At 70.6% G+C, this 23,655-nt stretch carries 24 protein-coding genes and 1 pseudogene; 17 read left to right on the top strand and 8 right to left on the bottom strand.

Going from position 1 to position 23,655, the window contains the following annotated elements; translation table 11 throughout:
* The 3 genes and pseudogenes from ABZ808_RS28275 to dapF form a co-directional block, all read left to right on the top strand.
* Nucleotides 1-476: pseudogene (locus tag ABZ808_RS28275) on the top strand (hypothetical protein); the annotation flags it as partial.
* The gene (gene miaA, locus ABZ808_RS28280) at nt 473-1,396 is read left to right on the top strand and encodes a tRNA (adenosine(37)-N6)-dimethylallyltransferase MiaA (protein ID WP_357012255.1); all 924 of its coding nucleotides are present in this window, start codon (nt 473-475) and stop codon (nt 1,394-1,396) included. The pseudogene ABZ808_RS28275 and the gene miaA, both read left to right, overlap by 4 nt.
* A gap of 8 nt (nt 1,397-1,404) precedes the next feature.
* Nucleotides 1,405-2,256, top strand: a complete 852-nt coding sequence (gene dapF, locus ABZ808_RS28285; protein WP_357012258.1) for a diaminopimelate epimerase — start codon at nt 1,405-1,407, stop codon at nt 2,254-2,256.
* 211 nt (nt 2,257-2,467) lie between these two features.
* Here dapF and ABZ808_RS28290 read toward each other — a convergent pair whose 3' ends face one another.
* Nucleotides 2,468-3,934 carry an NAD-dependent malic enzyme gene (locus ABZ808_RS28290; RefSeq protein WP_357012260.1) on the bottom strand — a complete coding sequence of 489 codons (1,467 nt, stop codon included), beginning with the start codon at nt 3,932-3,934 and terminating at the stop codon, nt 2,468-2,470.
* Between the two features lie 184 nt (nt 3,935-4,118).
* Between ABZ808_RS28290 and hflX the strand changes: the two genes are divergently transcribed.
* Both hflX and ABZ808_RS28300 read left to right on the top strand, forming a co-directional pair.
* Nucleotides 4,119-5,573, top strand: coding sequence for a GTPase HflX (gene hflX / locus ABZ808_RS28295; RefSeq protein ID WP_357012264.1), 1,455 nt, complete (start codon nt 4,119-4,121; stop codon nt 5,571-5,573).
* A gap of 50 nt (nt 5,574-5,623) precedes the next feature.
* A complete protein-coding gene (locus tag ABZ808_RS28300; RefSeq protein WP_357012266.1) occupies nt 5,624-7,384 on the top strand; it encodes a hypothetical protein in 1,761 nt (586 codons plus the stop codon).
* Nucleotides 7,385-7,458: 74 nt separating this feature from the next.
* Here ABZ808_RS28300 and lexA read toward each other — a convergent pair whose 3' ends face one another.
* Nucleotides 7,459-8,244 carry a transcriptional repressor LexA gene (lexA, locus tag ABZ808_RS28305; RefSeq protein WP_357012268.1) on the bottom strand — a complete coding sequence of 262 codons (786 nt, stop codon included), beginning with the start codon at nt 8,242-8,244 and terminating at the stop codon, nt 7,459-7,461.
* A gap of 584 nt (nt 8,245-8,828) precedes the next feature.
* Here lexA and nrdR point away from each other — a divergent pair.
* From nrdR to ABZ808_RS28320, 3 genes are all read left to right on the top strand, one after another.
* Nucleotides 8,829-9,332, top strand: a complete 504-nt coding sequence (gene nrdR / locus ABZ808_RS28310) for a transcriptional regulator NrdR (RefSeq protein ID WP_357012270.1) — start codon at nt 8,829-8,831, stop codon at nt 9,330-9,332.
* Nucleotides 9,333-9,394: 62 nt separating this feature from the next.
* Nucleotides 9,395-12,286, top strand: coding sequence for a vitamin B12-dependent ribonucleotide reductase (locus ABZ808_RS28315; RefSeq protein ID WP_357012272.1), 2,892 nt, complete (start codon nt 9,395-9,397; stop codon nt 12,284-12,286).
* 220 nt (nt 12,287-12,506) lie between these two features.
* Nucleotides 12,507-13,097: a hypothetical protein gene (locus ABZ808_RS28320; RefSeq protein ID WP_357012275.1), complete on the top strand. Its 591-nt coding sequence runs from the start codon at nt 12,507-12,509 to the stop codon at nt 13,095-13,097.
* Nucleotides 13,098-13,219: 122 nt separating this feature from the next.
* On the opposite strand, the gene ABZ808_RS28325 is transcribed toward ABZ808_RS28320, so the two are convergent.
* The 3 genes from ABZ808_RS28325 to ABZ808_RS28335 form a co-directional block, all read right to left on the bottom strand.
* Complete coding sequence (locus ABZ808_RS28325) at nt 13,220-13,900, bottom strand: hypothetical protein (protein ID WP_357012277.1); 681 nt, start codon at nt 13,898-13,900, stop codon at nt 13,220-13,222.
* Between the two features lie 447 nt (nt 13,901-14,347).
* Entirely contained in the window at nt 14,348-14,530 is a 183-nt protein-coding gene (locus ABZ808_RS28330) for a DUF397 domain-containing protein (RefSeq protein WP_357012424.1), read from the bottom strand.
* A gap of 10 nt (nt 14,531-14,540) precedes the next feature.
* On the bottom strand, nt 14,541-15,401 hold the full coding sequence (locus tag ABZ808_RS28335) for a DUF5753 domain-containing protein (protein WP_357012279.1): 861 nt from the start codon (nt 15,399-15,401) through the stop codon (nt 14,541-14,543).
* Between the two features lie 306 nt (nt 15,402-15,707).
* Here ABZ808_RS28335 and ABZ808_RS28340 point away from each other — a divergent pair, with 306 nt between their 5' ends.
* From ABZ808_RS28340 to ABZ808_RS28350, 3 genes are read left to right on the top strand one after another with little or no spacing between them, the layout of a single operon-like run.
* Complete coding sequence (locus ABZ808_RS28340; RefSeq protein WP_357012282.1) at nt 15,708-15,887, top strand: hypothetical protein; 180 nt, start codon at nt 15,708-15,710, stop codon at nt 15,885-15,887.
* The gene (locus tag ABZ808_RS28345; protein WP_357012284.1) at nt 15,884-16,102 is read left to right on the top strand and encodes a hypothetical protein; all 219 of its coding nucleotides are present in this window, start codon (nt 15,884-15,886) and stop codon (nt 16,100-16,102) included. Before ABZ808_RS28340 ends, ABZ808_RS28345 begins: the two co-directional genes overlap by 4 nt.
* The gene (locus ABZ808_RS28350; protein WP_357012286.1) at nt 16,099-16,281 is read left to right on the top strand and encodes a hypothetical protein; all 183 of its coding nucleotides are present in this window, start codon (nt 16,099-16,101) and stop codon (nt 16,279-16,281) included. Before ABZ808_RS28345 ends, ABZ808_RS28350 begins: the two co-directional genes overlap by 4 nt.
* A gap of 33 nt (nt 16,282-16,314) precedes the next feature.
* Here ABZ808_RS28350 and ABZ808_RS28355 read toward each other — a convergent pair whose 3' ends face one another.
* Together ABZ808_RS28355 and ABZ808_RS28360 are read right to left on the bottom strand one after the other, a co-directional pair.
* A complete protein-coding gene (locus ABZ808_RS28355) occupies nt 16,315-17,106 on the bottom strand; it encodes a hypothetical protein (protein ID WP_357012288.1) in 792 nt (263 codons plus the stop codon).
* A gap of 28 nt (nt 17,107-17,134) precedes the next feature.
* Nucleotides 17,135-18,247, bottom strand: coding sequence for an FAD-dependent monooxygenase (locus ABZ808_RS28360; protein ID WP_357012290.1), 1,113 nt, complete (start codon nt 18,245-18,247; stop codon nt 17,135-17,137).
* Nucleotides 18,248-18,478: 231 nt separating this feature from the next.
* Here ABZ808_RS28360 and ABZ808_RS28365 point away from each other — a divergent pair, with 231 nt between their 5' ends.
* The 5 genes from ABZ808_RS28365 to ABZ808_RS28385 all read left to right on the top strand — a co-directional run bounded on the left by ABZ808_RS28365 (nt 18,479) and on the right by ABZ808_RS28385 (nt 21,949).
* Entirely contained in the window at nt 18,479-19,234 is a 756-nt protein-coding gene (locus tag ABZ808_RS28365) for a GNAT family N-acetyltransferase (protein ID WP_357012292.1), read from the top strand.
* 29 nt (nt 19,235-19,263) lie between these two features.
* Nucleotides 19,264-19,992, top strand: coding sequence for a tetratricopeptide repeat protein (locus ABZ808_RS28370; RefSeq protein WP_357012294.1), 729 nt, complete (start codon nt 19,264-19,266; stop codon nt 19,990-19,992).
* A 41-nt stretch (nt 19,993-20,033) separates the two neighbouring features.
* Nucleotides 20,034-20,969: a DUF2332 domain-containing protein gene (locus ABZ808_RS28375; protein ID WP_357012296.1), complete on the top strand. Its 936-nt coding sequence runs from the start codon at nt 20,034-20,036 to the stop codon at nt 20,967-20,969.
* A 77-nt stretch (nt 20,970-21,046) separates the two neighbouring features.
* On the top strand, nt 21,047-21,301 hold the full coding sequence (locus ABZ808_RS28380) for a DUF5522 domain-containing protein (protein WP_357012299.1): 255 nt from the start codon (nt 21,047-21,049) through the stop codon (nt 21,299-21,301).
* A 99-nt stretch (nt 21,302-21,400) separates the two neighbouring features.
* Entirely contained in the window at nt 21,401-21,949 is a 549-nt protein-coding gene (locus ABZ808_RS28385) for a hypothetical protein (protein ID WP_357012301.1), read from the top strand.
* 21 nt (nt 21,950-21,970) lie between these two features.
* On the opposite strand, the gene ABZ808_RS28390 is transcribed toward ABZ808_RS28385, so the two are convergent.
* Nucleotides 21,971-22,660, bottom strand: coding sequence for a metal-dependent transcriptional regulator (locus tag ABZ808_RS28390; protein ID WP_357012303.1), 690 nt, complete (start codon nt 22,658-22,660; stop codon nt 21,971-21,973).
* A gap of 102 nt (nt 22,661-22,762) precedes the next feature.
* On the opposite strand from ABZ808_RS28390, the gene ABZ808_RS28395 reads away from it, so the two are divergent.
* Nucleotides 22,763-23,620 (top strand): sulfurtransferase, encoded by an 858-nt coding sequence (locus tag ABZ808_RS28395; protein ID WP_357012305.1) that lies wholly within the window; start codon nt 22,763-22,765, stop codon nt 23,618-23,620.
* Nucleotides 23,621-23,655: the final 35 nt, after the last annotated feature.

The raw sequence follows: 23,655 nt of genomic DNA on the forward strand, positions 1-23,655 counted from the left end.
CGGGGCCGGGGTCCCCCGCGCGTGCCCCGGTGACGGCGGTGCCGGGGTCCGCCGCGCCGGCGACCGCAGTGCCGGGGACAGCCGTGCCGGTGACCGCGGTGCAGGTGACCGCCGACGCCGGCCCGGCCGAGCTGACCGCGCTCGCCGAGGAGGTCGCCGCCGCCGGTGACCGGGTCGCGCTGCTGGTGCTCGGCGACGGGTCGGCCTGCCGGGGCGAGAAGTCCCCGGGGTACGACGATCCGCGTGCCCTCGCGTACGACATGCGGGTCTCGGCGGCCCTGGCCGGGGCGGACCTGGACGGTCTGCGCGACCTCGACCCGGGGTTGTCGGCGCAGCTGAAGGCCGCCGGCCGGGCACCGTGGCAGGTGCTCGCGGGTGCGGCCCGGGCGACCGGCGGCGGGTGGCGCGGTGAGCTGCTGCACGACTCGGCCCCCTACGGTGTGGCCTACTTCGTGGCCTCCTGGGATCGGGCGTGAACGGCGGCGTGGCCGGCACGGTCGTGGCGGTGGTCGGCCCGACGGCGGCGGGCAAGTCGGCGCTGAGCATCGCTCTGGCGCATGCCCTGAACGGGGAGGTGGTCAACGCCGACTCGATGCAGCTCTACCGGGGCATGGACATCGGCACCGCCAAGCTGACCCCCGCCGAGCGGGACGGTGTGCCGCATCACCTGCTCGACATCTGGGAGGTCACCGAGCCGGCCAGCGTCGCGGAATATCAGCGGCTGGCCCGCGCGGCAGTGGACGACATCCTGTCCAGGGGGCGGGTGCCGCTGCTGGTCGGCGGGTCAGGGCTGTACGTGCGGGCGGTGCTGGAGCGTTTCGAGTTCCCCGGCACCGACGCGGTGCTGCGCGAGCGGCTGGAACGGGAGTTGGCCGAGGCCGGCCCGGCGCCCCTGTACGCGCGGCTGCGCGCCGCCGACCCGGCTGCCGCCGAGAGCATCCTGCCCGGCAACGGGCGCCGGATCGTCCGGGCGCTGGAGGTCATCGAGTTGACCGGTGCGCCGTTCACGGCGTCGCTGCCGGTGCCGACGCCGTACTACCCGTCGGTGCAGCTCGGGGTCGACCTCGACACCGGCCTGCTGGACGAGCGGATCGCGGTGCGGGTGGACCGGATGTGGGCCGACGGCCTGGTGGCCGAGACCCGCGAGCTGGCGGGTCGGGGGCTGGCCGAGGGGCGGACGGCCAGCCGGGCGCTCGGCTACCAGCAGGTGCTGCGGCTGCTCGCCGGTGAGCTGACCGAGGCGCAGGCGCACGACGAGACGGTCCGCGCCACCCGGCGCTTCGTCCGCCGTCAGCGCTCCTGGTTCCGGCGCGACCCGCGGATCCAGTGGCTGGATTCCTCGGCGCCGGACCTGATCGAGGCCGCCCTGCGTGTGGTGCCCGCCGCTGCGCGATGATTGAGGGCGTGGAGTTCACCAAGGGCCACGGCACCGGCAACGACTTCGTCCTCCTTCCCGACCCGGACGGTCAGCTCGACCTGACCCCGGAGTTGGTCGCGGCGCTCTGCGACCGGCGACGGGGCATCGGCGCGGACGGGGTGCTGCGGGTGGTCCGCGCGGCCAAGCATCCGGATGGCGCCGGGCAGGCCGGCGAGGCCGAGTGGTTCATGGACTACTGGAACGCCGACGGCTCGTTCGCCGAGATGTGCGGCAACGGCTCGCGGGTCTTCGTCCGCTACCTGGTCGACAACGGGCTGGTGACTCCGACGGGCGCGGCGCTGCCGGTGGCCACCCGGGCCGGGGTGGTGCGTGCGCTGATCGAGGGGGACACCGTCGCCGTCGAGATGCGGCGCCCCCGGCTGTACGACGACTCCACCGCCACCCTCGGCGGTCGGGCGCTGCCCGGCACGGCCGTGGATGTCGGCAACCCGCACCTGGTCTGCGTCCTGCCGGCCGACCTGGAGTTGGGCGCGCTGGACCTCACGACCGCGCCCGGGTTCGACCCGGCGGTCTTCCCGTCCGGGGTGAACGTGGAGTTCATCGTGGCCGGCGAGCCGGTCGACGGTGTGGACGAGCACACCCTCATGCGGGTGTACGAGCGCGGCAGCGCCGAGACGATGTCCTGCGGCACCGGTGCCTGCGCGGTGGCCGCCGTGGCCCTGCGCGACGCCGGCCGGGGCACCGGAGTGGTCGCCGTCGACGTCCCGGGGGGCCGGGTCACGGTCACCGTCACCGACGACTCCTGCTGGCTCGCCGGCCCGGCTCTGCTGGTGGCCACGGGCGAGGTCGACCTCGACGCCCTCCCGACCACCGCCTGACCCCGCACGCCGCTGGCGGGTCGTGGTCCGCGCGGCCGGCCGGTCCGCGTTCGGGCGCTGATCCGCCTGGGCGCGGTGGGGCACCGTGCCCCCTTTGCTCTGCTTCAACAGACGCAACGGCCGGTGTCCGATAGTCGGACACCGGCCGTTGCGCTGGTTGAAGCAGAGCAAAGGGCTCGCGACGACCACCCGGGGAGGCCGCCGCGTCGGCTCAGGGAGTCGCGCTGGCGTTGGCGGCGATCTCGGGGAGGTCGGCGGGGCCGGGGTCGGCGGCCGGGAGCGGGCTGGGGTTGTTCGCGGCGGCGCGTACGGCCGCGGCGACCGCCGGGGCGACCCGCGAGTCGAAGACGCTCGGCACGATCACCGTCGGGTTGATCTTCTCCTCACCGACCACGTCGGCGATGGCCTGGGCGGCGGCGAGCGCCATCTCCTCGGTGAACTCCTCGGCGTGCGCGTCCAGCATGCCGCGGAACACCCCCGGGAAGGCGAGCACGTTGTTGATCTGGTTCGGCTGGTCGGAGCGGCCGGTGGCGACCACCGCGGCGTGCTTGCGCGCCTCCCGGGGGTCGACCTCCGGGTCCGGGTTGGCCAGCGCGAAGACGATCGCGTCCTTGGCCATCTGGGCGATGTCGTCGCCGGTGAGCAGGTTCGGCGCGCTGACCCCGATGAACACGTCGGCGCCCCGGATCGCGCCGGGCAGGTCGCCTGAGTAGTTCTCCTTGTTGGTGTTCTCCGCCAGCCACTGCCAGGCCGAGTTGAGCCCGGTCAGCCCGCGGTGCAGGGCGCCCTCGCGGTCGTACGCGATGATGTCGCCGACGCCCTGGCGCAGCAGCAGCTTCATGATCGCGGTGCCGGCTGCGCCGGCTCCGGAGACCACCACCCGGACGTCCGCGAGCTGCTTGCCCACCACCCGCAGGGCGTTGGTCAGCGCGGCCAGCACGCAGATCGCGGTGCCGTGCTGGTCGTCGTGGAAGACCGGAATGTCCAGCGCCTCCCGCAGCCGGGCCTCGATCTCGAAGCAGCGCGGCGCGGCGATGTCCTCCAGGTTGATCCCGCCGTACGCGGGTGCGATCGCCTTGACGATCTGCACGATCTCGTCGGTGTCCTGGGTGTCCAGCACCACCGGCCAGGCGTCCACGCCGCCGAAGCGCTTGAAGAGGGCGGCCTTTCCCTCCATCACCGGCAGCGACGCGGCGGGGCCCAGGTTGCCGAGGCCGAGCACGGCCGAGCCGTCGCTGACGACCGCGACGGTGTTGCGCTTGATCGTCAGCCGGCGCGCGTCCGCCGGGTTCTCGGCGATCGCCATGCAGACCCGGGCCACCCCCGGGGTGTACGCCCGGGACAGCTCATCGCGGTTGCGCAGCGCGACCTTGGAGGTAACTTCGATCTTGCCGCCGAGGTGCAGCAGGAACGTCCGGTCCGACACCTTGCGGACGTCCACGCCGTCCAGCGCGGTGAGCGCCTCGACCACCTGGTCGGCGTGGCTGGCGTCGGCGGTGTCGCAGGTCAGGTCGACGATCACGTGGGTCGGGTCCGAGTCCACCACGTCCAGCGCCGTGACGATCGCCCCGGCCTCGCCGACAGAGGTGGTGAGTCGGCCGATCGAGGAGGCGTCTGCGGTCACTGCGATCCGGATGGTGATCGAAAATCCGGCGCTCGGCAGTCGGGTGATGGCCACGGGGTCCCTCCGTCACGGCTGGGCGGCCGTTCGGCCGCCGCCCCGCATTTCTACCGGGTTGACGAGGCCGACTGGCATTCGCCCCCACTTTTGGCGACCCTCGGCACGGGCATATAGCAGGTGCATCGCGTGTTGTCTCATGTCAGGATTACGTTCTACTTATCAAAACGGACAGGAGAACCGCTTGCGAGACCAGGAGAGCTTCGTCGGGGTCGAGGACGAGCTCGACGACGTCACCACCGGCGAGATGGAGCTGTCGGAGCGGCAGTCCCTCCGACGCGTCCCGGGCCTGTCAACCGAGCTCACCGACGTCACCGAGGTGGAATACCGCCAGCTGCGGCTGGAGCGGGTCGTCCTGGTGGGCGTCTGGACCGAGGGCACGGTCACCGATGCGGAGAATTCCCTGACCGAGCTGGCCGCGCTCGCCGAGACGGCGGGCTCGCAGGTGCTCGAAGGGTTGATCCAGCGCCGCTCGCGTCCCGACCCGGCCACTTACATCGGCCGGGGCAAGGTCGAAGATCTTGGCGCGGTGGTGCTCTCCACCGGCGCCGACACGGTCATCTGCGACGGTGAGTTGTCCCCGTCACAGCTGCGCAACCTGGAGCAGCGCACCAAGGTCAAGGTTGTCGACCGGACGGCGCTGATCCTCGACATCTTCGCCCAGCACGCCAAGAGCAAGGAAGGTAAGGCGCAGGTCGAGCTGGCCCAGCTCCAATACCTGCTGCCCCGGCTGCGTGGTTGGGGTGAGACGCTGTCCCGGCAGACCGGCGGTAGTGGTCGCGGCGGCGGCGCTGGCGGCGGTGTGGGTGTGCGTGGTCCCGGTGAGACCAAGCTGGAGACCGACCGGCGACGCATCCGCCACCGCATCTCCCGGCTACGTCGCGAGATCAAGAGCATGCGGACGGTACGCGTGACCAAGCGCTCCCGCCGTTCCCGCAACGCCATCCCCGCGGTGGCCATCGCCGGCTACACCAACGCCGGCAAGTCCAGCCTGCTCAACCGGCTCACGGGTGCGGGCGTGCTGGTGGAGAACGCGCTCTTCGCCACGCTGGACCCGACCACCCGCAAGGCCACCACCTCCGACGGGCGGCTCTACACCCTCTCCGACACCGTCGGCTTCGTACGGCACCTGCCGCACCAGATCGTCGAGGCGTTCCGCTCGACGCTGGAGGAGGTCGCGGAGGCGGATCTGGTGGTGCACGTCGTCGACGGCACCCACCCGGATCCCGAGGAGCAGGTCCGGGCGGTCCACGAGGTGCTCGCCGAGGTGGGCGCGGACCGGCTCCCCGAGCTGCTGGTGGTCAACAAGACCGACGCGGCCGACGAGGACACGCTGCTGCGGCTCAAGCGGCTCTGGCCGGACGCGATCTTCGTCTCGGCGCACTCCGGGCGGGGCATCGACGGTCTGCGCGAGGCCATCGAGGAGCGGCTGCCGCAGCCTGCGGTGGAGGTCCGGGCGGTCCTGCCGTACGACCGGGGTGACCTGGTGTCCCGGGTGCACCGCAGCGGTGAGGTGCTGAGCACCTCGCACCTGGCGGAGGGCACGCTGCTGCATGTCCGGGTCAGTGCGGCGCTCGCCGCAGAGCTGGCGCCGTTCGACGTCGAGCGACAGGGGCAGGCGGCCGTCAAGCTGTCCTGATTGGTCCCGGCGTCATCCACCCGAAACGTGCGGCATGCGACACTGGCCGAATGCGCCGCGTCGTTTCCTCGGTCACGGTTGCCCTCGGCCTGCTTGGGGCAACCGTGGCGCTTGCCGGAGTGGCTGTTGCCGCTCCCGCTCCCGGGCCGTCCGAGCCGCCCGCTATCACCCCCGGCAAGAAGCGGTGCACGGTCACCGACGAGCGGCTGCGGGAGTTGTCGGGTCTGGTGGCGACCAAGACCGGCTACATCGTCATCAACGACAGCACCGAGATCGCGGCGCGCAAACGGGTCTTCTTCCTGGACAGCAAGTGCAAGATCGCGAGGGAGCCGGTCCAGTATTCGGGAGCCGGCCCCTTCGACACCGAAGACCTGGCGCTCTCCCCAAACGGCGCGACCCTCTGGATCGCTGACACCGGTGACAACGTTACCGCCAAGGAACGCCGCAAGCGCGTGGCGCTCTGGTCGATGCCGGTAACCGGCGCCAAGCAGCCCGTGTTGCACCGGCTCTCGTACCCCGAGGGGAAGCCGCACGACGCCGAGGCGCTCCTCATCGGCGACGACGGCAAGCCGTTGATCATCACCAAGGTGACCAGCGGCAAGGCCGAGATCTACACCCCGGCGGCGGCCCTGAAGACCGGTGACACCGACCCGGTGCCGATGCGCAAGGTCGGCGACATCGCACTGCCCGCGACGGAGACCGACAACCCGCTCAACACGTTCGGTCGGGTCGCGATCACCGGTGCGGCCCGCTCCCCGGACGGCGCGCGGGTCGTCCTGCGTACCTATGCGGATGCCTTCGAGTACGACGTGGCCAGCGGTGACATCGTCGGCGCGCTCACGACCGGAAAGCCCCGGGTGACGCCGCTGGCCGACCCGTTCGGCGAGGCGATCAGCTACACCCCGGACGGCAAGAGCTTCGTCACCGTCTCCGACGGCGGCCAGTTCAGCGAGGACGACCCGGTCGACATCCTCAGCTACACGCCGTCCACCTCGACGGCTGTGCCGTTGGCGGCCGATGCCGCCGTCAAGCCGGCCGCCTCGCGGTCCTGGTTCGACGGGCTGAGCTTCGACGAGATCACCTACCTGGTCGGCGCCGTCGGCCTGGTCGGCCTGCTGCTGGTCGGCGCCGGCATCATCGGCATCGTGCGGGCCCGCCGCCGGCCGCCGGGCGAGGGGTCCGAACGGTCGGATCCGGACGGCGATCCCCTCGACCCGGCCCCAGGGCGGGGCGACGATGGTCGCGCAGCCGACGACCGTCGTGGCGGCGTCTACGGCGGTGGCGCACCGGCGGGCGGCGCGGTCTACGGGGCCGGCGCGGGCCGTGGTGGCCCGGCGCCGGCGGCCGGAGCGGTGTACGGCGGTGGCCGTCCGGCGGCGGCCGACGCCGGCGGCGGCTACGGTGCTCCCCTGCCGGGCGGTGCCGCCGGTGCCGGTGGCGGCGGTGTCTACGGTGGCGGTCGTGCGCCGGGCGCTGGCGGCGGTGGCCGACCGGCAGGCGGGGGCGGTCGCCCTCCGGGTGGTGGCGGTGGTCGGCCCGGCGGCGGTGTCTACGGCGGCGGCGGTGGCCAGCCCAGCGGAGGTCGGGGCGGCGGTCAGCCCGGAGGCGGTCGGGCCGGCGGTCAGCCTGGAGGCGGTCGCGCAGGTGGCCAGCCCGGCGGGGGTCGGGCGGAGCCTCCCCGGCGCGGCGGGCAGGACCCGGACTACCGGGGTCAGCGGTCCCCTCGCAGACGTGACGAAGACGCGCCTGTCGACCCGTACGGGCCGTATCCGGGAGGCGGTCGAGGCCCGCACCGGGGCGACCGCTACTGACGCTTCAAGAGCCGGGAGCAACGCGCGATCGGTCGCGCGGGTGAGCGCCGTGGTGGCACTCACCCGCGGGCCGGTCAGATCCGGCGCAGCACCGCCACGACCCGGCCCATGATGGTGGCGTCGTCACCGGGGATCGGGTCGAAGGCCGGGTTCTGCGGCATCAGCCAGACATGGCCGTCGCGTCGCCGGTAGGTCTTGACGGTCGCCTCGCCGTCGAGCATGGCGGCCACGATCTCGCCGGAGTCGGCGGTCGGCTGCTGCCGGACCACCACCCAGTCGCCGTCGCAGATCGCCGCGTCGAGCATCGAGTCACCCTTGACCTGGAGCATGAAGACCTCGCCCTCGCCCACCAACTCGCGGGGGAGAGGGAAGATGTCCTCCACGGCCTGCTCGGCGAGGATCGGCCCACCGGCGGCGATCCGCCCGAGCATCGGCACGTAGGCCGGAGTCGGTCGCTGGGCGCGGGACAGCTCGTCGTCGATGGCCTCGCTGGGGGCGCGGACGTCCACGGCGCGCGGCCGGTTGGGGTCGCGGCGCAGGAAGCCCTTCTTCTCCAGCTCTTTGAGCTGGTAGGCGACGCTGGACGGCGACACCAAGCCGACCGCCTCGCCGATCTCTCGGACGCTCGGCGGGTAGCCGTGGCGCTCCACCCAGTTGCGGATGAATTCCAGGATGCGGCGCTGGCGGGCGGTCAGGTCGACCGTCGCCGGGTCGGGAAAGGTGCTGACCACCGGGGTGACCGGGCGCACGGCGGGCTGGCCCGTCCGGCTGCGCGCGGCACTGCGGCGTCGGGTGGCCGGCGGACCCGCGTCGGTGATCTGTTGCGGGCTCTTCGGCCGGCTGGCCCGGTCCTCGGTCACGTCCGTCCTCCCTGGTCGGCGCTGGGGTGCCTCGTCGGCTCGTGGTGCGTGCGGTGGTGCGCTGACGGTGCTGCGGAGCCGGGTGTGCTGAAGATCCAACGCGCCCGGCTGTTCCTGACCGTATAGGTGAGATCGGTCATTTTCAAACATCTGTACGACCTCTCACCGGCGTGTCGGGGTGAAAAACCACTCCGGTCGTACGGATGTTCTGATAAATGGTACGTCGGATAGCACTGATGTTCGATTGGTGACCCGTTTGCGGGCGACGCCACACTGTTGACCGGTAACCCGGCAGCGGCCTCGGCGTTGGGTCTTCCGGCGGGAGTGGTGGGCGCGGATGACCGGATGGTCCGTGACGCGCCGGACACGCCGGCCAACTTGACCCGGGTTCGTCAGCGACATACGGTCAACCCCTAGATGTAGTAGTGACATGGGCGTAAGTTGCCCACAGGTTGGGTCCGACTACCGACCGCACTCCCGCAGCGCCGACCACGGCGGGCGTCAGCTCAGCTGGCACCGTCGTGTCGAGTCGTGCCCGGAGGTGCCCGGTACGCCCGTGGTTGATCATGATTAGGAGGTTGGCGATGCGGTGTCCGTACTGCCGATACGCCGACTCCCGCGTGGTCGACTCGCGGGAGGCCGACGACGGCCAGTTGATCCGACGGCGACGCTCCTGCCCGGAGTGCGGCAAGCGGTTCACCACCGTCGAGGAGGCGGTCCTCGCGGTCGTCAAGCGCAGCGGGGTGACCGAGCCGTTCAGCCGGACGAAGATCATCGGCGGGGTGCGCAAGGCGTGCCAGGGCCGGCCGGTCGACGAGGACTCGATCGCGCTGCTGGCCCAGAAGGTCGAGGAGACCGTGCGGGCCAAGGGCGCGGCCGAGATCCCCAGCCACGACGTGGGGCTGGCGATCCTGGGCCCGTTGCGGGACCTGGACGAGGTGGCGTACCTGCGGTTCGCCAGCGTCTACCGGTCCTTCGACTCGCTGGCCGACTTCGAGCAGGAAATCGAGACATTGCGTGCCGCCGCCCGTGCGCGTGCGGGCGCGGCGGAGGCCGGGGCGACGGGGGCCACCGGCCGTACCAACTGAGGTTTGTGTTTTTGCAGGTAGACGTGCGGCGGGATGACCGCGCGGACGAGGGGGCGGATGAGATGTCGGGGGATGGTGTGACGACAAGCAGGTCACGAAGCAAGGCCGGCGCGAGCGCGGGGCTGAAGATCGAGCGGGTGTGGACGACCGAGGGGGTCCACCCGTACGACGAGGTCGCCTGGGAGCGCCGCGACGTCGTGATGACCAACTGGCGGGACGGCTCGATCAACTTCGAGCAGCGTGGCGTGGAGTTCCCGGAGTCGTGGAGCGTCAACGCGGCGAACATCGTGACCACCAAGTACTTCCGGGGCGCGGTGGGGACCCCGGAGCGCGAGTGGTCGCTCAAGCAGTTGATCGACCGGGTGGTCACCACCTACCGCACCGCTGGTGAGGAGTACGGCTACTTCGCCAACCCGGCGGACGCCGAGATCTTCGCGCACGAGCTGACCTGGATGCTGCTGAACCAGGTGTTCAGCTTCAACTCGCCGGTCTGGTTCAACGTCGGCACGCCGTCGCCGCAGCAGGTCAGCGCCTGCTTCATCCTCGCCGTGGACGACTCGATGGACTCGATCCTCGACTGGTACAAGGAGGAGGGGCTGATCTTCAAGGGCGGCTCCGGCTCCGGCGTCAACCTGTCGCGGATCCGCTCGTCGCGTGAGCTGCTCTCCTCCGGTGGCACCGCCTCCGGCCCGGTCAGCTTCATGCGCGGCGCTGACGCGTCCGCCGGCACCATCAAGTCCGGCGGCGCGACCCGGCGGGCGGCCAAGATGGTCATCCTCGACGTGGACCACCCGGACATCGAGGAGTTCGTGGTCACGAAGGCGCGCGAGGAGGACAAGATCCGCGCGCTGCGGGACGCCGGCTTCGACATGGACCTTGGCGGCTCCGACATCGTCAGCGTGCAGTACCAGAACGCCAACAACTCGGTGCGGGTCTCCGACGAGTTCATGACGGCGGTGCAGAACGGCGGCGGCTTCGACCTGCGCGGCCGACTGGACGGCTCGGTGATCGACACCATCGACGCCAAGAAGCTGTTCCGCACCATCTCTCAGGCCGCGTGGGAGTGCGCCGACCCGGGCCTGCAGTACGACGACACGATCAACGACTGGCACACCTGCCCGGAGACCGGCCGGATCACCGCGTCGAACCCGTGCTCGGAGTACCTGCACCTGGACAACTCCTCGTGCAACCTGGCCTCGCTCAACCTGATGAAGTTCCTCCGCGCCGACGGTGGCTTCGACGTGGAGAAGTTCGTCAAGTCCGTCGAGTTCGTCATCACCGCGATGGACATCTCGATCTGCTTCGCCGACTTCCCGACCGAGAAGATCGGTGAGACGTCCCGCGCCTACCGGCAGCTCGGCATCGGCTACGCCAACCTGGGCGCCCTGCTGATGGCCTCCGGCCTGCCGTACGACTCGGAGCAGGGCCGCTCGGTCGCCGCGTCGATCACGTCGCTGATGACCGGCACCGCCTACCGCCGCTCGGCCGAGCTGGCCGGCGTCGTCGGCGCGTACGACGGCTATGCCCGCAACGCGGAGCCGCACAAGCGGGTCATGCGTAAGCACGCCGCGGCCAACGACGAGATCAAGCCGACCAGCCCGGTGGCCACCGCGATCGTCCGCGAGGCGACCAAGCAGTGGACCCAGGGCAACAAGATCGGTGACAAGTTCGGCTGGCGTAACGCGCAGGCGAGCGTCCTCGCGCCGACCGGCACGATCGGCTTCATGATGGACTGCGACACGACCGGCGTGGAGCCGGACCTGGCGCTGGTCAAGTTCAAGAAGCTGGTCGGCGGCGGCTCGATGCAGATCGTCAACCAGACGGTTCCGCGCGCCCTGCGCAGCCTCGGCTACCCCGAGGAGCAGGTCGAGGCGATCGTCGAGCACATCGCCGACAACGGCCACGTGGTGGACGCCCCCGGCCTCAAGCCGGAGCACTACGCGGTCTTCGACTGCGCCATGGGCGAGCGGACGATCGCCCCGATGGGCCACGTGCGGATGATGGCGGCCATCCAGCCGTTCGTCTCCGGCGCCATCTCCAAGACGGTCAACATGCCGGAGGCGGCCACCGTCGAGGACGTCGAGAAGATCTACTTCGAGGGCTGGAAGCTCGGCCTCAAGGCGCTGGCGATCTACCGGGACAACTGCAAGGTCGGCCAGCCGCTCTCGGTGGCGAAGTCCAACAAGGCCACCGAGCTGGCCGCCGTCGAGACCGCCACGGCCGCGCCGGTGGTCGAGAAGGTCGTCGAGTACCGGCCGGTGCGTAAGCGCCTGCCGAAGAAGCGCCCGTCCGAGACGGTCAGCTTCTCCGTCGGTGGCGCCGAGGGCTACCTCACCGCGTCGTCCTACCCGGACGACGGCCTCGGTGAGGTCTTCCTCAAGATGTCCAAGCAGGGCTCGACCCTGGCCGGCGTGATGGACGCCTTCTCGGTGGCCATCAGCATCGGCCTTCAGTACGGCGTGCCACTGGAGACGTTCGTCAGCAAGTTCACCAACATGCGCTTCGAGCCGGCCGGCATGACCGACGACCCGGACGTGCGGATGGCAGCCTCGGTGATGGACTACATCTTCCGTCGCCTGGCGCTGGACTTCCTGCCCTACGAGCGCCGCGCCGAGCTGGGCATCTTCACCGCCAGCGAGCGGGCCGCCCAGCTGCGGGCCGAGGCCGACGCGGAAGCCGCCGGGGTCACCGGCGCCGAGCTCACCGCGATGGCGTCGTCCGCGCCGGTGGCGGCTCCGGCCAAGCCGGAGGCCGTCGCTCAGCCGGCCCAGGAGATGGCCGAGGTTGCCGCCGCCAAGCCGGCTCCGAGCGTGGGTTCCAGCACCGAACTGCTGGAGGCCGTCATCGGCAAGGCCGCCGACGCACCGCTCTGCTTCACCTGCGGTACGAAGATGCGCCCCGCCGGTAGCTGCTACGTCTGCGAGGGCTGCGGCTCCACCAGCGGCTGCAGCTGACGTACGCGATAAGCGCTGCCCCGGCCTCCTTCATCGTCGGTCGGGGCAGCGCCGTTTATAAGCTCCCTGGCTCGCGAGGAACGGCAGAGGCGGATGTCGCCCAGCAGATCCTCGGTCCCCGGTGGGTCACAGGTGTGGGTGTGGACCTCGCCATGGCAATATCAGGGTGATGACACGAACGTCGAGCCGGTGGCATTGGCCATGGGTGGCAGGTCTTGGAGTGGCTGCCGGGGTCGCGACGGCGGTGTTCCTCCGGCACCGCTTTCCGAAGCTCATCACCAGCGAAGATATCGCCATCACCGCAGCCGGCATCACGCTCATGACCGCGCTGCTGGCGTTTGCGTCAGCTAAGGCATCACAAAAGGCCGCGTCAGAGTCGCGCAGAGCGCTGCAGCTCCACTACCAGCCTGGAAGGATTCGTGTCGAGTTCACAACGCGCGATCCAAAAAACCCGGCGGTTCCTGCCTCCTCCCCGGCACCTTTGCGCGTCTCACTGGTCTTCTGGCCCGGGATCCAGTCAGCATACGAACTGATATGGGTGGACGACGACGGTCAGGCGCACGCCCCTACCCACGTGACGCCTCCAGTCCAAGGTGAGGTTAACTGGGACGCGGGCTGGTTCCTCCTCGCCGGTGTATCCGCCGAGGAGGGATCGGGACAGAACAACCCGCGCCTCCCTCTCGGCCTGCAGAGGCTTCAGATCGAGTGCCGTGACGACCGGCTGGGCACAAAGTGGCGCGCAGTCAAGAGTTGGCCTGCGGGTTCGGAACCCGGCACGTGTGTGCTCAGCTTCGAGCCTGTGGACGACTGAGGTTTTCCGGGGCTGGCCCGCAGCGACCCGACAGGGCCGAGCGGGCGCTGTCAGAGGCAGAAGAGCATGCCGGTGTGCTTTTCTACCGCAACGTCGCCGGCTGAACAGGCGAGGCGCTCTGCCTACCGGCTGGCCAGACGGATTGTCGAGGAGAACACCTTCGCTTGCTCCCCGACTACGCCGGTAGTCCACACCGACCGATAGAAGTCCCACCAGCGCGTTAACGAGCCCACAATCACATGGTTGATGCCGGCCCGCGCCTGCCGGAACTCCTCCTCCGTGTTGATCTTTTCGACCAGGCCCGGCTCTGCGGTCATGATCTCGCTGACCATATCCAGCCACAGAAAATGCGGTGCACGCTCGATCTGCGGCTGTTCGCCCAAAGAGTCGAGGAAGTAGAATCGGCCGGCGTCACCAAAGCGCTCAAGTGTAGCTAGCGCGACTGCAAGAATCTTGTCGCCGTCAACCCGAGCAGCTTTCTCTTGTACATCGCCTGGCGCAGTTCCGCTGTTCAGGTCGAGCAGGTCGCGAGCCGTTTTGTCGGCGGTCGCCACGCGGTGGCCGATGTCTCGCCTCATGTATCCCTGCCTTGGCCACGGATTTCCGCGATCGAGATGGGCGAGCCCGACCGTTAGCTTTAGCAGCTTCTCGGCGCCCAAGGCGAGCAGCGACATAGCGGCGACGGCGGCGGTGTAGTCACGGGTGATGTTCTCGGTGATCGCTAGGCCATGGGAAAAGAGCACGGCCGCATCGTTGGCCTCGTTGTCGAGGTTGATATTCCACCTGCTGTCCCCTGAGTTCACGATCCGAGGGTAGAGGTACGGTCCAGTGACTTTGGCCCCGCACGCAGTCTCGCTACGCGTTGCCGTCATGCTGGTGATTCCGCTGGCAGCCAAAAAGGAGCCTCGGACCCGCCGGCGGCGGCCTTGCCTCCTACGCTACGTCGATCTAGCTCGGTATTGACGCTCGATTCTGCGTGCGAACTGATTCGATCATCGCTCAAAGGCAGGCGCGGCCGGAGTAGCCACCTGGAGCGCGCACCGGATCCTACGGGCCCTTTCCTCTGGAGAGGTCCGGTGCGAAGCTGCTCTTCCGAGATGGCTATTGCCGCCGCAGCCGGTCGAGGAGGTTCGTGACGATGGTGAACGGACACGGACCGGAGCAGGCAAACGATCGGCGCGGGGAATTGGTCGTGCGGGCTCTTGCGTCACCGCCAGACCACGGCAAACCTCTGAGCTTCGGGTCTTGGGCTACCGGATGCTACGTACGAACCCCGTCCATGCGCCTCTCGTGAAGCGAAGGGTCGACCCGTTGGGGTCCTTGCTGTCGCGCACCGCGATGCTCGTATCTAGTTCGGCAACCTCGACACAAGCGCCGCCGTTGTTGTCGCTGTAGCTCGACTTACGCCAGACCAGGCGATTCGAGGTCTCCATGATCACTCTCTCAGGTCTGTTGCCGCTCCACGTCGTCCGCCATCCTCAGGATGAGCTTGCGCGACTCTACCGGCCCGAGAGCGGCTGCCCGGAGTCGGTCCCACAGTCGAGTGTAGGCCCGTACGGCGTCGGGCCGGTCAAGGTAATCAGCGTCGGTGAAGGTCTCGACGTAGATCACGTCCGATGCGGCGTCGTCACCGAAACGCAGGATGATGAAGCTGAACGAGGCCGTCTCGTAGGTCTGCGCGTCGAACGGGAAGACCTGGAGCGTGACGTTGGGCTGTTTGCCGACCTCAGCCAGGTGTAGAAGTTGGCTGCGCATCGTTGCCCCGTCGCCGATGCTTCGCCGCAGCGCCGACTCGCTGAGAATGAAGCTCAGGTCAGGTCCGTCGTCCTGCCGCAGGATCGACTGTCGTTCCATGCGGATGGCAACCTGCCGGTCGACCTCATCGGCGGGCGGCCGTGGATAGGCGATCGCATTCATGGCACGGATGTACGGCTCGATCTGAAGGACGCCCGGGATGACCTCCGGCTGGTACCAACGAATCTCCGACGCGTCACCTTCGAGGTCCAGGTACTGGCGGAACCAGTCCGGCACAGCGTTGCGGTAGGTGCTCCAGCGACCGCGCTGCCGCCCTGCGCGTGCGAGGTCGCGTAGCGGCTCGGCTTCATCACCCCGGATCCCGTAGAGATTGAGCAGCAGGTTCAGGTCGGTGAGCTTGATCCCGGACTGTCCAAGCTCGACCCTGCTGATTTTGCTTGCTGCCGCGTCGATGACAGCAGCCGCCTCGTCCTGCGTCTTGCCTGCACCTTCACGAGCCCGTTTGAGAGCAAGGCCGAGGCGCCGTCGCTGGATCGTCGGGTTCACCACCGGCTGATTATGGCCCGGTCGTAGCCGGACATCGCGACACGCCGCGAAGAGGTTCCCAAATTAGGAGTCCAACTTCTAGCCTGGTTGTACTTCCAAAATAGGAGTCCAACTTTGGAGCCTTATGGGATCGCGTGTGCCGTACGACGACTACCTGCTGGCGGTGGCGATGACTCTGGCTCGGCGGCATCGGCCGGTCTGGTCGTGGCGGCGGTGGCGTTGGATCTGTCGCTGCGGCGCGGACCTGCCCTGTCGTGCCCGGCACCGCATCCCGATCCGTCGAGGCCACTGGCCAGGGGAGGAGCAGGAGTGACCGAGGACCAGGTCGGGCAGATCTTGTCCCTTCACCTGCCCGGCGTCGACGGGCTCTGTGCCGGTTGTCGCTGGTGGTGGGCGCGGCTGTCCCCGTACCCCTGTTATCAGGCGGAATGGGCGACCCGCTGGCACGCCCGGGTCGCCACCCGGCGTTTCCTGGACGGCCTGCGGTGACCACCCACGGCCCGGTTCTTCCGGTGTGGACGTGCGGGGGCTGCGCAGCGCCCTGGCCGTGCCGGACCCGGCGCACCGAGTTGCGCGCCGAGTTCGACGGCGCTCCGGTGTCGCTGGGCCTCTACATGGGGTCCTACCTGGTCTGGGCGGCCGAGGACCTGACGTGGGTGCCCGCCGGGCTGCTGCATCGCCGCTTCCTGGGTTGGGTCCGGTGAGCCTGATCCGGCGGGGTGACGAGCGGTTCCACTACAGCGACAACTCGCACCGGTGGATTCCGCCGGACCCCGACTATGACCAGGAGGCCTGGGACGAGATGGTCCGGCAGCACCAGCGTCAGCACCTGGAGGAGATATCCCGGCGACGAAAGTCAACAAGATCAATTGATGAGAAGTAGGTGTCCGGGCCGCCGTTGACCTACTTTCGCAAGCTAAACGGTGCGCGACGACCCCAGGCAGACGATCGTCGCGTCGTCGGTGGCGACGCCGTCGCGGACCTCGGCCTCCCTGACCCGGCGGATGACCTCGCCGGGTCCGTCGGTGTCCAGCAGGTGCAGCAGCCCCGCCCAGTCGGTGAGCCCGAAGGTGTCCACCAGTCGGCTCGCGCCGTTGCTGAGCAGCGCCGCCACGGTCACCTCGTCCGCCGGGCAACTGCCGGTGATCGCCTCGTCCACCACCCGCGGGTCGTCCTTGGCCACCCAGAAGCCGCCCGGGCTGTTCCGGTGCGCCCGCAACTCCAGCAGCAGCCGCCGGTACTCGTCGCTGCCCTCGGGAATGCCCTTGAGCCGGGCCTCGAAGGACCGGGCGATCACCACCTCGCGCGGATCGTGGGCGACGAACGGCTCGCCCCCAGCCCGGCCGAGGACCACCACCGCGTCACCGAGGACCAGGTGCTCGACGAGCCCGCCGGAAAATCGGAGCATCGCCACGGCGGCGTACGGGCTGATCGAGTGGGCGACGTCGCACGTGTCGCGATGCTCGTCGGTGATCCGCTCGATGCTCTCGGCCAACACGTCGCGCAGGCTCCGATCCACCGACAGCGCGCCCAGGAGGGCACCGCCGAGGCGGGTGGCGTACCAGGCCACACCGTGATGGCAGACTTTCTCGGCGCTGGCGATGCCACCCGCGCCGTCGACCAGGACCATGCCGCACGGGACGGCGCCGGCGAAATCCTCATTGGTACGCCCAGGGTGTCCCGCATCGGTCGCCATCGCTACCCGCATCACCTGATCATCACACGGCACGGCCGGCTCAGGGTTGGGCGAACAGGGGGCCGTAGTTCGACCGGAACATCTGCTCGCCGAGGCGGCGCATCACCAGGTCGCGCAGCGCGGGCGGGAGCCCGGTGGCCTTGTCCCGGCGGTGGGTCTGGGACAGCACCCATCCGGTACGCGGGCGGCGCCGCACCTCGTATCCGCGCACCGCCTCGGCGACGGAATCGGCGGTGGCCAACGACGAAGCGAGCACGACGGCGTCCTCCAGGGCCATCGCCGCGCCCTGGGCCATGTTCGGTGAGGTGGCGTGGGCGGCGTCACCGATCAGCAGCACCGGCCCTCGGGACCACGAATCGAGCACGACCTCCTGGTTCGGCCCGGCGTGCAGGGTGCTGTCGTCGTGGTCGAGTGCCTTGAGCATGGTGGCGGCCGGCTCGGGGAACGACTCGGCCACCTCGTCGCGCCAGCCGGGGCGGTCGGCCACCGGGCCGTCGTTGTAGTAGCAGTACGTCTGCTCGGCGCTGATCGGGATCGTGAGGAACTGCCTGCCGCGCCCCAACTGCACCGACCAGACCGGCTCGTCGTCGATCCGGGGCGCGACCCACCGGTACGCGTACTGGCCGAGGTTGCGGGCCGTCTGGCCGTCGAAGGCGAGCCGCCGGACGGTCGAGTTCACGCCGTCGGCGCCGATCACCAGGTCGTACCGTTCGGTGCTGTTGTCGTCGAACTCGACGGCGACCCGCTCGCCCTCCTCGACGAGCGTGACCGGCTGGCGGCCCCAGCGGATCGGGGTGTCGCCGACGCCGTCGAGCAGCACCCGGTGCAACTGCGCCCGGGGCAGCGACACGCAGGGTCCGACGCCCTGCCACAGGGCGGCCACGTCGATGTCGAAGAGGCCGCGCCCGCGCTGGTTGGCGCTGCGCTGCCGGGTGATCTCCACGGCGATGTCGGCGACCGGCTCCCGCAGACCGAGTACGCCGAGCATGCGGGTCGCGTTGCCGGTGAGATAGATGCCGGTGCCGGAGTCGGTCGGCCCAGCGGCCCGCTCCACCACGTCGACCGTCGCGCCCCACTCGCGCAACGCCGCGACGGTCGCCAGCCCCGCGATTCCACCGCCGACGATCAGTACCCGTAAACCGTGACCCCGCACGACACATTCCTCCCCGTTGCCCCTGCCGCTCACCGTCCGGAGCGCCGCAGCACTCTACGAGGCGGGCACGGCGGCGCACGGGCACGGGGGCCGAAGTGTGAGGAACGGGGTTCATTGTCGGATCGCTGGTCGCCGCCCATCGTGTCGTAGCCGCTCTCGCTCTGCTTCCTTGACCGTCCGTGGGGGTAGTCTCGGTCGCTGCTGATCACGAGAAACATGAGAGATGCAGACGTGAACACGATTGCTGACCGGGTGGCTGCGGCGCAGTTCGAGGTCCTCGAAGTCCTCTGCAAGGCCACCCCGAAGGGCTGGTACGCCGAGCGGGGGACAGCTCGCGCCGCCCTGGCATACGCCGACATCGCGACGCTGAACACGATCTACGACACGACGTTGGAGCCGGACCTCGCGGCGTTCGACGAGCTGGCGGCGGAGGTCAGCGGGCGGGTCCCGCGCTGGTCGATCGTGGTGCGTGGCGAGGCGGGGGACGATGTCGTCGAGCTGGCGGCCCGGCACGGCCTGGTGCAACGCAGTGAGCTGCCGATGCTGACGTGCGCCGCGGGCGACATCGTGTTCCGGGCCGACGAGGCGCAGCGAAAGCTGGTACGCCGGGTCGGTGCGGCCGAGAGCGACCTCTACACGGCGACTCTCGCCGAGGGGTTCGAAGCTCCCGCAAGCGCCTTCGGCTCACTGATGGGCGGTGGGGTGCTCGACGTCGACGCCATCGCCGGTTACCTGGCGGACGAGTCGGGTCACCCCGCTGGCACCGGTCTCGGGGTGCGGACCGCCGGGGTGGTTGGCGTGTTCAACGTTGCCGTCGCTCCGGCCGCCCGGGGCCGTGGCCTTGGTCGGGCCATCACCGAGGCCGTGTTGCGCGACGCGATCGCCGCCGGCGCGGACGCCGCGTACCTGCAACCCAGCGAGATGGGTCGGTCCCTGTACGAGTCGATGGGCTTCCGCCTCGTCGAGACCTGGACCGTGTTCGAGTAACGGTGACCGAACACGCGGGGGGAGAACCGGTGGATTTCAGTACGAACGTGCGCTCGGCCTTCCGGCGCGGTGAGACCGACGCCGTGGTGCGGATGAGCGAGGCCGAGATCGCGCGGGCGCAGGCGGCCGGCGACCTGGCGGGCGAGGTGGAGGCGCGGTACAGCCTGGCCCGGGTCGCCATCCGTGGCGGCGACCTGCCGGGCGGGGAGGCTCGTGCCCGCGAGGCTCTTGAGGTCGCGCTGCGCTCGGGCGACCGGAGCCTTGAGGAACGGCCGAGGCACGTCCTGGCCGGCGTGGCGCGCATGTCCGGTGACCTGGCCCGGGCCCGGGACCTGTACCGGGAGAGCATCGCCCTCAACGAGGCGCTCGACCAGCCCATGACGGTCAACTCCGAGTATCACAACCTGGCGTTCTGCGAGCTGGGCCTGGGCAACATCGACGTGGCGCGGCACCTGTTCGCCGAGAGCCGCGAGCGGGTGTTCCGAAACGGCTGGGCCGACTTCGTGCCGTACGTCTGCGTGGCGGAGACCGCGCTCGCCACCGCCGAAGGTGATCACGCTCGTGCCGCGCGGATGATCGGTGTCGCGGATGCCGCGTTCGCGTCGCTCGGCCAGGTGCCGGATCCGGACGACGCGGCCGACCTCGCCAAGGCGCGCGCCGCCGCCATCGAGGCGCTCGGCACCGCCACCTTCGACGAGGAGTACGCACGAGGTCAGGCCCTCGACCCCCGTGCGGCCTTCGCCGACGAGCGACGCTGACAGGGGCACCGATTGCCGGCGGAGGCTGCGACGATCAGGGCATGACGACCGCTGAGGCGTACGCCCGGTTCGCCAACCGGGAGGTACGCGGAGTTTCGCCCGCGTACGAGCGGCTGTCCCAGGCGGTGTCCCGCGACCGCGAGGTGCTTGCGCTGCTCGACCGGCTGCCTCCGGCCAAGCGGCAGCCGAACCTGCTGTTCGGTGTCGTCCGGTGGCTCGGCGGCCCGGTCGAGGACCCGGCGGCGTTCCACGACTACACGGTGGCGAACTGGCCGGTCATCGAGGCGCAGATGCGCGTCCGGGCCACCCAGACGAACGAGGCCGGCCGCTGCGCGGTGCTGCTGCCGGTGCTCGCCGCGCTGCCGCAGCCCCTTGCCCTGCTGGAGGTCGGCGCGTCCGCCGGGCTCTGCCTCTACCCCGACCGGTACGCGTACCGCTACGGCGACCATCAGGTCGGCTCCGGCGAGCCGGTCCTGGAGTGCGCGGCCAGCGGGTTGGCGCTGCCGACACGCGTACCCCAGGTGGTGTGGCGGGCCGGCCTGGACCTCAACCCGCTCGACGTGACCAACCCGGCGGACATGTCCTGGTTGGACGCCCTGATCTGGCCAGAGCACGAGCACCGACGGGCGCGGCTACGGGCCGCCGCAGCGGTCGCCGCGGCCGACCCGCCGCTGCTGGTCCGTGGTGACCTGGTGGACGACCTGCCGGCGCTGGCCGCGCGGGCGCCGGCCGACGCGACGCTGGTGGTCTTCCACACCTCCGTGCTCTACCAGGTGCCCGTGCCGCGCCGGGAGGCGTTCGTCCGGCTGGTCCGCGAGCTGTCCGGGCACTGGGTCTCCATCGAGGCGCCGGAGGTGCTGCCGTACGACGGACTGCCGACGCCGCCGGGGGAGGGGCTGCACAACGTCCTCGCGCTGGACGGCACGCCGCTGGCCTGGACGAGAGGTCACGGCCAGGCGATGACCTGGTTCGGCTGACGCCGCAGGTAGACCCGTCGAGGCGCGCCGCAGCCCGCACCAGCATCGCGCTCCTCGACGCTCCCTAGACTGCTGCGGTGACCGGAGAGCGACGACCCCTGGCCGATCGGCCGCTCACCGAGCCGCACCCGTCCCGGCTGCCGCCCGAGCACCCCGACCGGGCCCGGATCCTCGCCGCGCACGCCGCCGCGCTGGCCGCCGGGGAGGCCGGCTACCTGGACCCGGCGACCGGGTTGTTCGTGCTCAGCGCCGCCTTCCTGGCCCGGCGCGGCACCTGCTGTGGACGCGGCTGCCGGCACTGCCCGTACGTGGATGATCCACCCTGCGGATAACGGCGAAACGAGGACTTCCGCCGCGCCCGCGCACCCCGTACGGTTTCCGACGGACATCCGGCGGGCGCCTACCGCCGTCGGTCGGCGAGAGGGTGGAGCGTGCGCGGGCGGATCGTGGTCGCGGGGCTGACCGGGCTGCTGGTGAGCGGCTGTGCCGCCGACGCCGAGCCGGTGGCGGTGCCGCCGCCGGTGCCGATCGCGGTGGACGTGCCGGCGGCCTCCTCGGGCGGCGCCTGCCGACTGCTGGATTTCGCGCTCATCGAGCAACTGGTCAAGGCGCGCTTCGACGTGGCGGCGGCCAGCGAACGAGGCGACACCCACACCTGTGTGGTCCGGGCCGGGGACGCGGCGCTGCCGGAGCTGACGCTGAGCGTGTCCGAGACGTCGATCGACAAGACCACCTTCGGCGCGGACGTGGTGCCCGCCAAGGCCACGAAGGTCACCGGCCTGGGCCAGCAGGCGTACCGGCGTACCGCCGCTGCCGCGAGCGGCCACGGGCCGGTCGCCGAGGTCGGTTGGCTGGCCACCGACGGCCGGTTGGCGACGCTGACCTGGACCGGCGCCCGAGGCACCGAGCGCTCTGCGGCCGAGAAGTTGACCGCAGAGCTGATCTCGCTGGCCAAGAAGGTGGACACCCGGGCGCTGTGACGCCCGGCGGCGGGCGGCTGGTCAGTTGGCGGCGACGAAGACCCGCGAGGCGACCTCGCGCGGCAGCCGGACGCGGTCGCCGGAGCGGTCGATCGACACCCCGTCGCGCTCCTGCGCCACGGTCACCGTGGCACCCGGGTCGACACCGGCGGCGTGCAACTGGCGCAGCACGTCGGAGTCGGTCTGCACGCTCTCACAGATCCGGCGAACCACCACCGGCCCGGTGAGCCCGGGGAAGGCCAGGTTGCGCTCACTGTCGCCGGCCTCGGTGGCCTGCGTCTCGGGCGAGCCCAACGCCTCCAGACCCGGGATCGGGTTGCCGTACGGGGAGCGGGTCGGCCGGTTGAGCAGGTCGTACACCCGCTTCTCCACCGCGTCGCTCATCACGTGCTCCCAGCGGCAGGCCTCCTCGTGGGCCTCCTCGTAGGGCATCCCGATCACATTGACGAGCAGCAACTCGGCGAGGCGGTGCTTGCGCATCACGGAGACAGCCATGCCGCGGCCCAGCGCGGTGAGGGTCAGTTGCCGATCGCCCTCGACGGTGAGCATGCCGTCGCGCTCCATCCGGGCGACGGTCTGGCTCACGGTGGGGCCGCTCTGCCGTAGCCGCTCGGCGATCCGAGCGCGCAGCGGCGGCACGCCCTCCTCCTCCAACTCGAGGATGGTGCGCAGGTACATTTCGGTCGTGTCGACCAGGTCGTGAGACTTCATAAGGTCAGCGGCCCTCCGATGCACGATGCTACCTTGCGGTTTGGCGCGCGACCGCCGCCGAACCGCCTGGGGTGTCGAGCCGGATGGTGTTGGATGGTCGCCATGTCCGGAATTGAGGAGCCTCTGGTCGAGATCGGTCGTCTCGCCGCCGAGCTCGACGACGCCGATCCGCCCACCCTGCTCGACGTCCGCTGGCGGCTCACCGGCCCGCCCGGCCACGACGACTACCTGACCGGCCACCTGCCCGGCGCGGTCTTCGTCGACCTGGACACCGCGCTCTGCGGCCCGCCCGGCGTCGGCGGCCGGCATCCACTGCCCGATCCGGCCGCGTTGCAGGCGGCGCTGCGGGCCGCCGGCGTCCGCGCCGGTCACCCCGTGGTGGTGTACGACGGTGGCGACGGCATGGCCGCGGCACGGGCCTGGTGGACCCTGCGCTGGGCCGGGCACCGCCCGGTGCGCGTGTTGCACGGCGGCTACCCGGCCTGGGTCGCCGCCGGTCGGCCCGTCTCCACCGAGGTGCCCGCACCGGCCCCCGGTGACGTCGAGGTGCGCCCCGGCGATCTTCCGGTGCTCGACGCGGGGCAGGCCGCCGCGCTGGCCGCCGCCGACGACGCCGTGCTGCTCGACGTACGGGCGGCGCCCCGCTACCGGGGCGAGGTGGAGCCGATCGACCCGGTGGCCGGCCACGTGCCGGGCGCGGCGAACCTGCCGGCCGGCGAGTACGTCGGCGCGGACGGACGCTTCCTGGCCGCCGACGTGCTGCGGGAGCGGTTCGCCGCCGTTGGGGTGGCCGGGGAGCGGGCCGTCGGCGCGTACTGCGGCTCCGGGGTGACCGCCGCGCAGGCCGTGCTGGCGCTGCACCTGGCGGGCCGGCCGGACGCGGCGCTCTACGTCGGATCGTGGAGCAACTGGGTCGCCGATCCGGCCCGGCCGGTCGCCACCGGGCCCGACACCCGGTAGCTGACCAGCGCGTGCGGACGGTCCCCGTGCGACGA

The organism is Micromonospora sp. NPDC047527, assembly GCF_040643015.1.
GTDB lineage: Bacteria > Actinomycetota > Actinomycetes > Mycobacteriales > Micromonosporaceae > Micromonospora.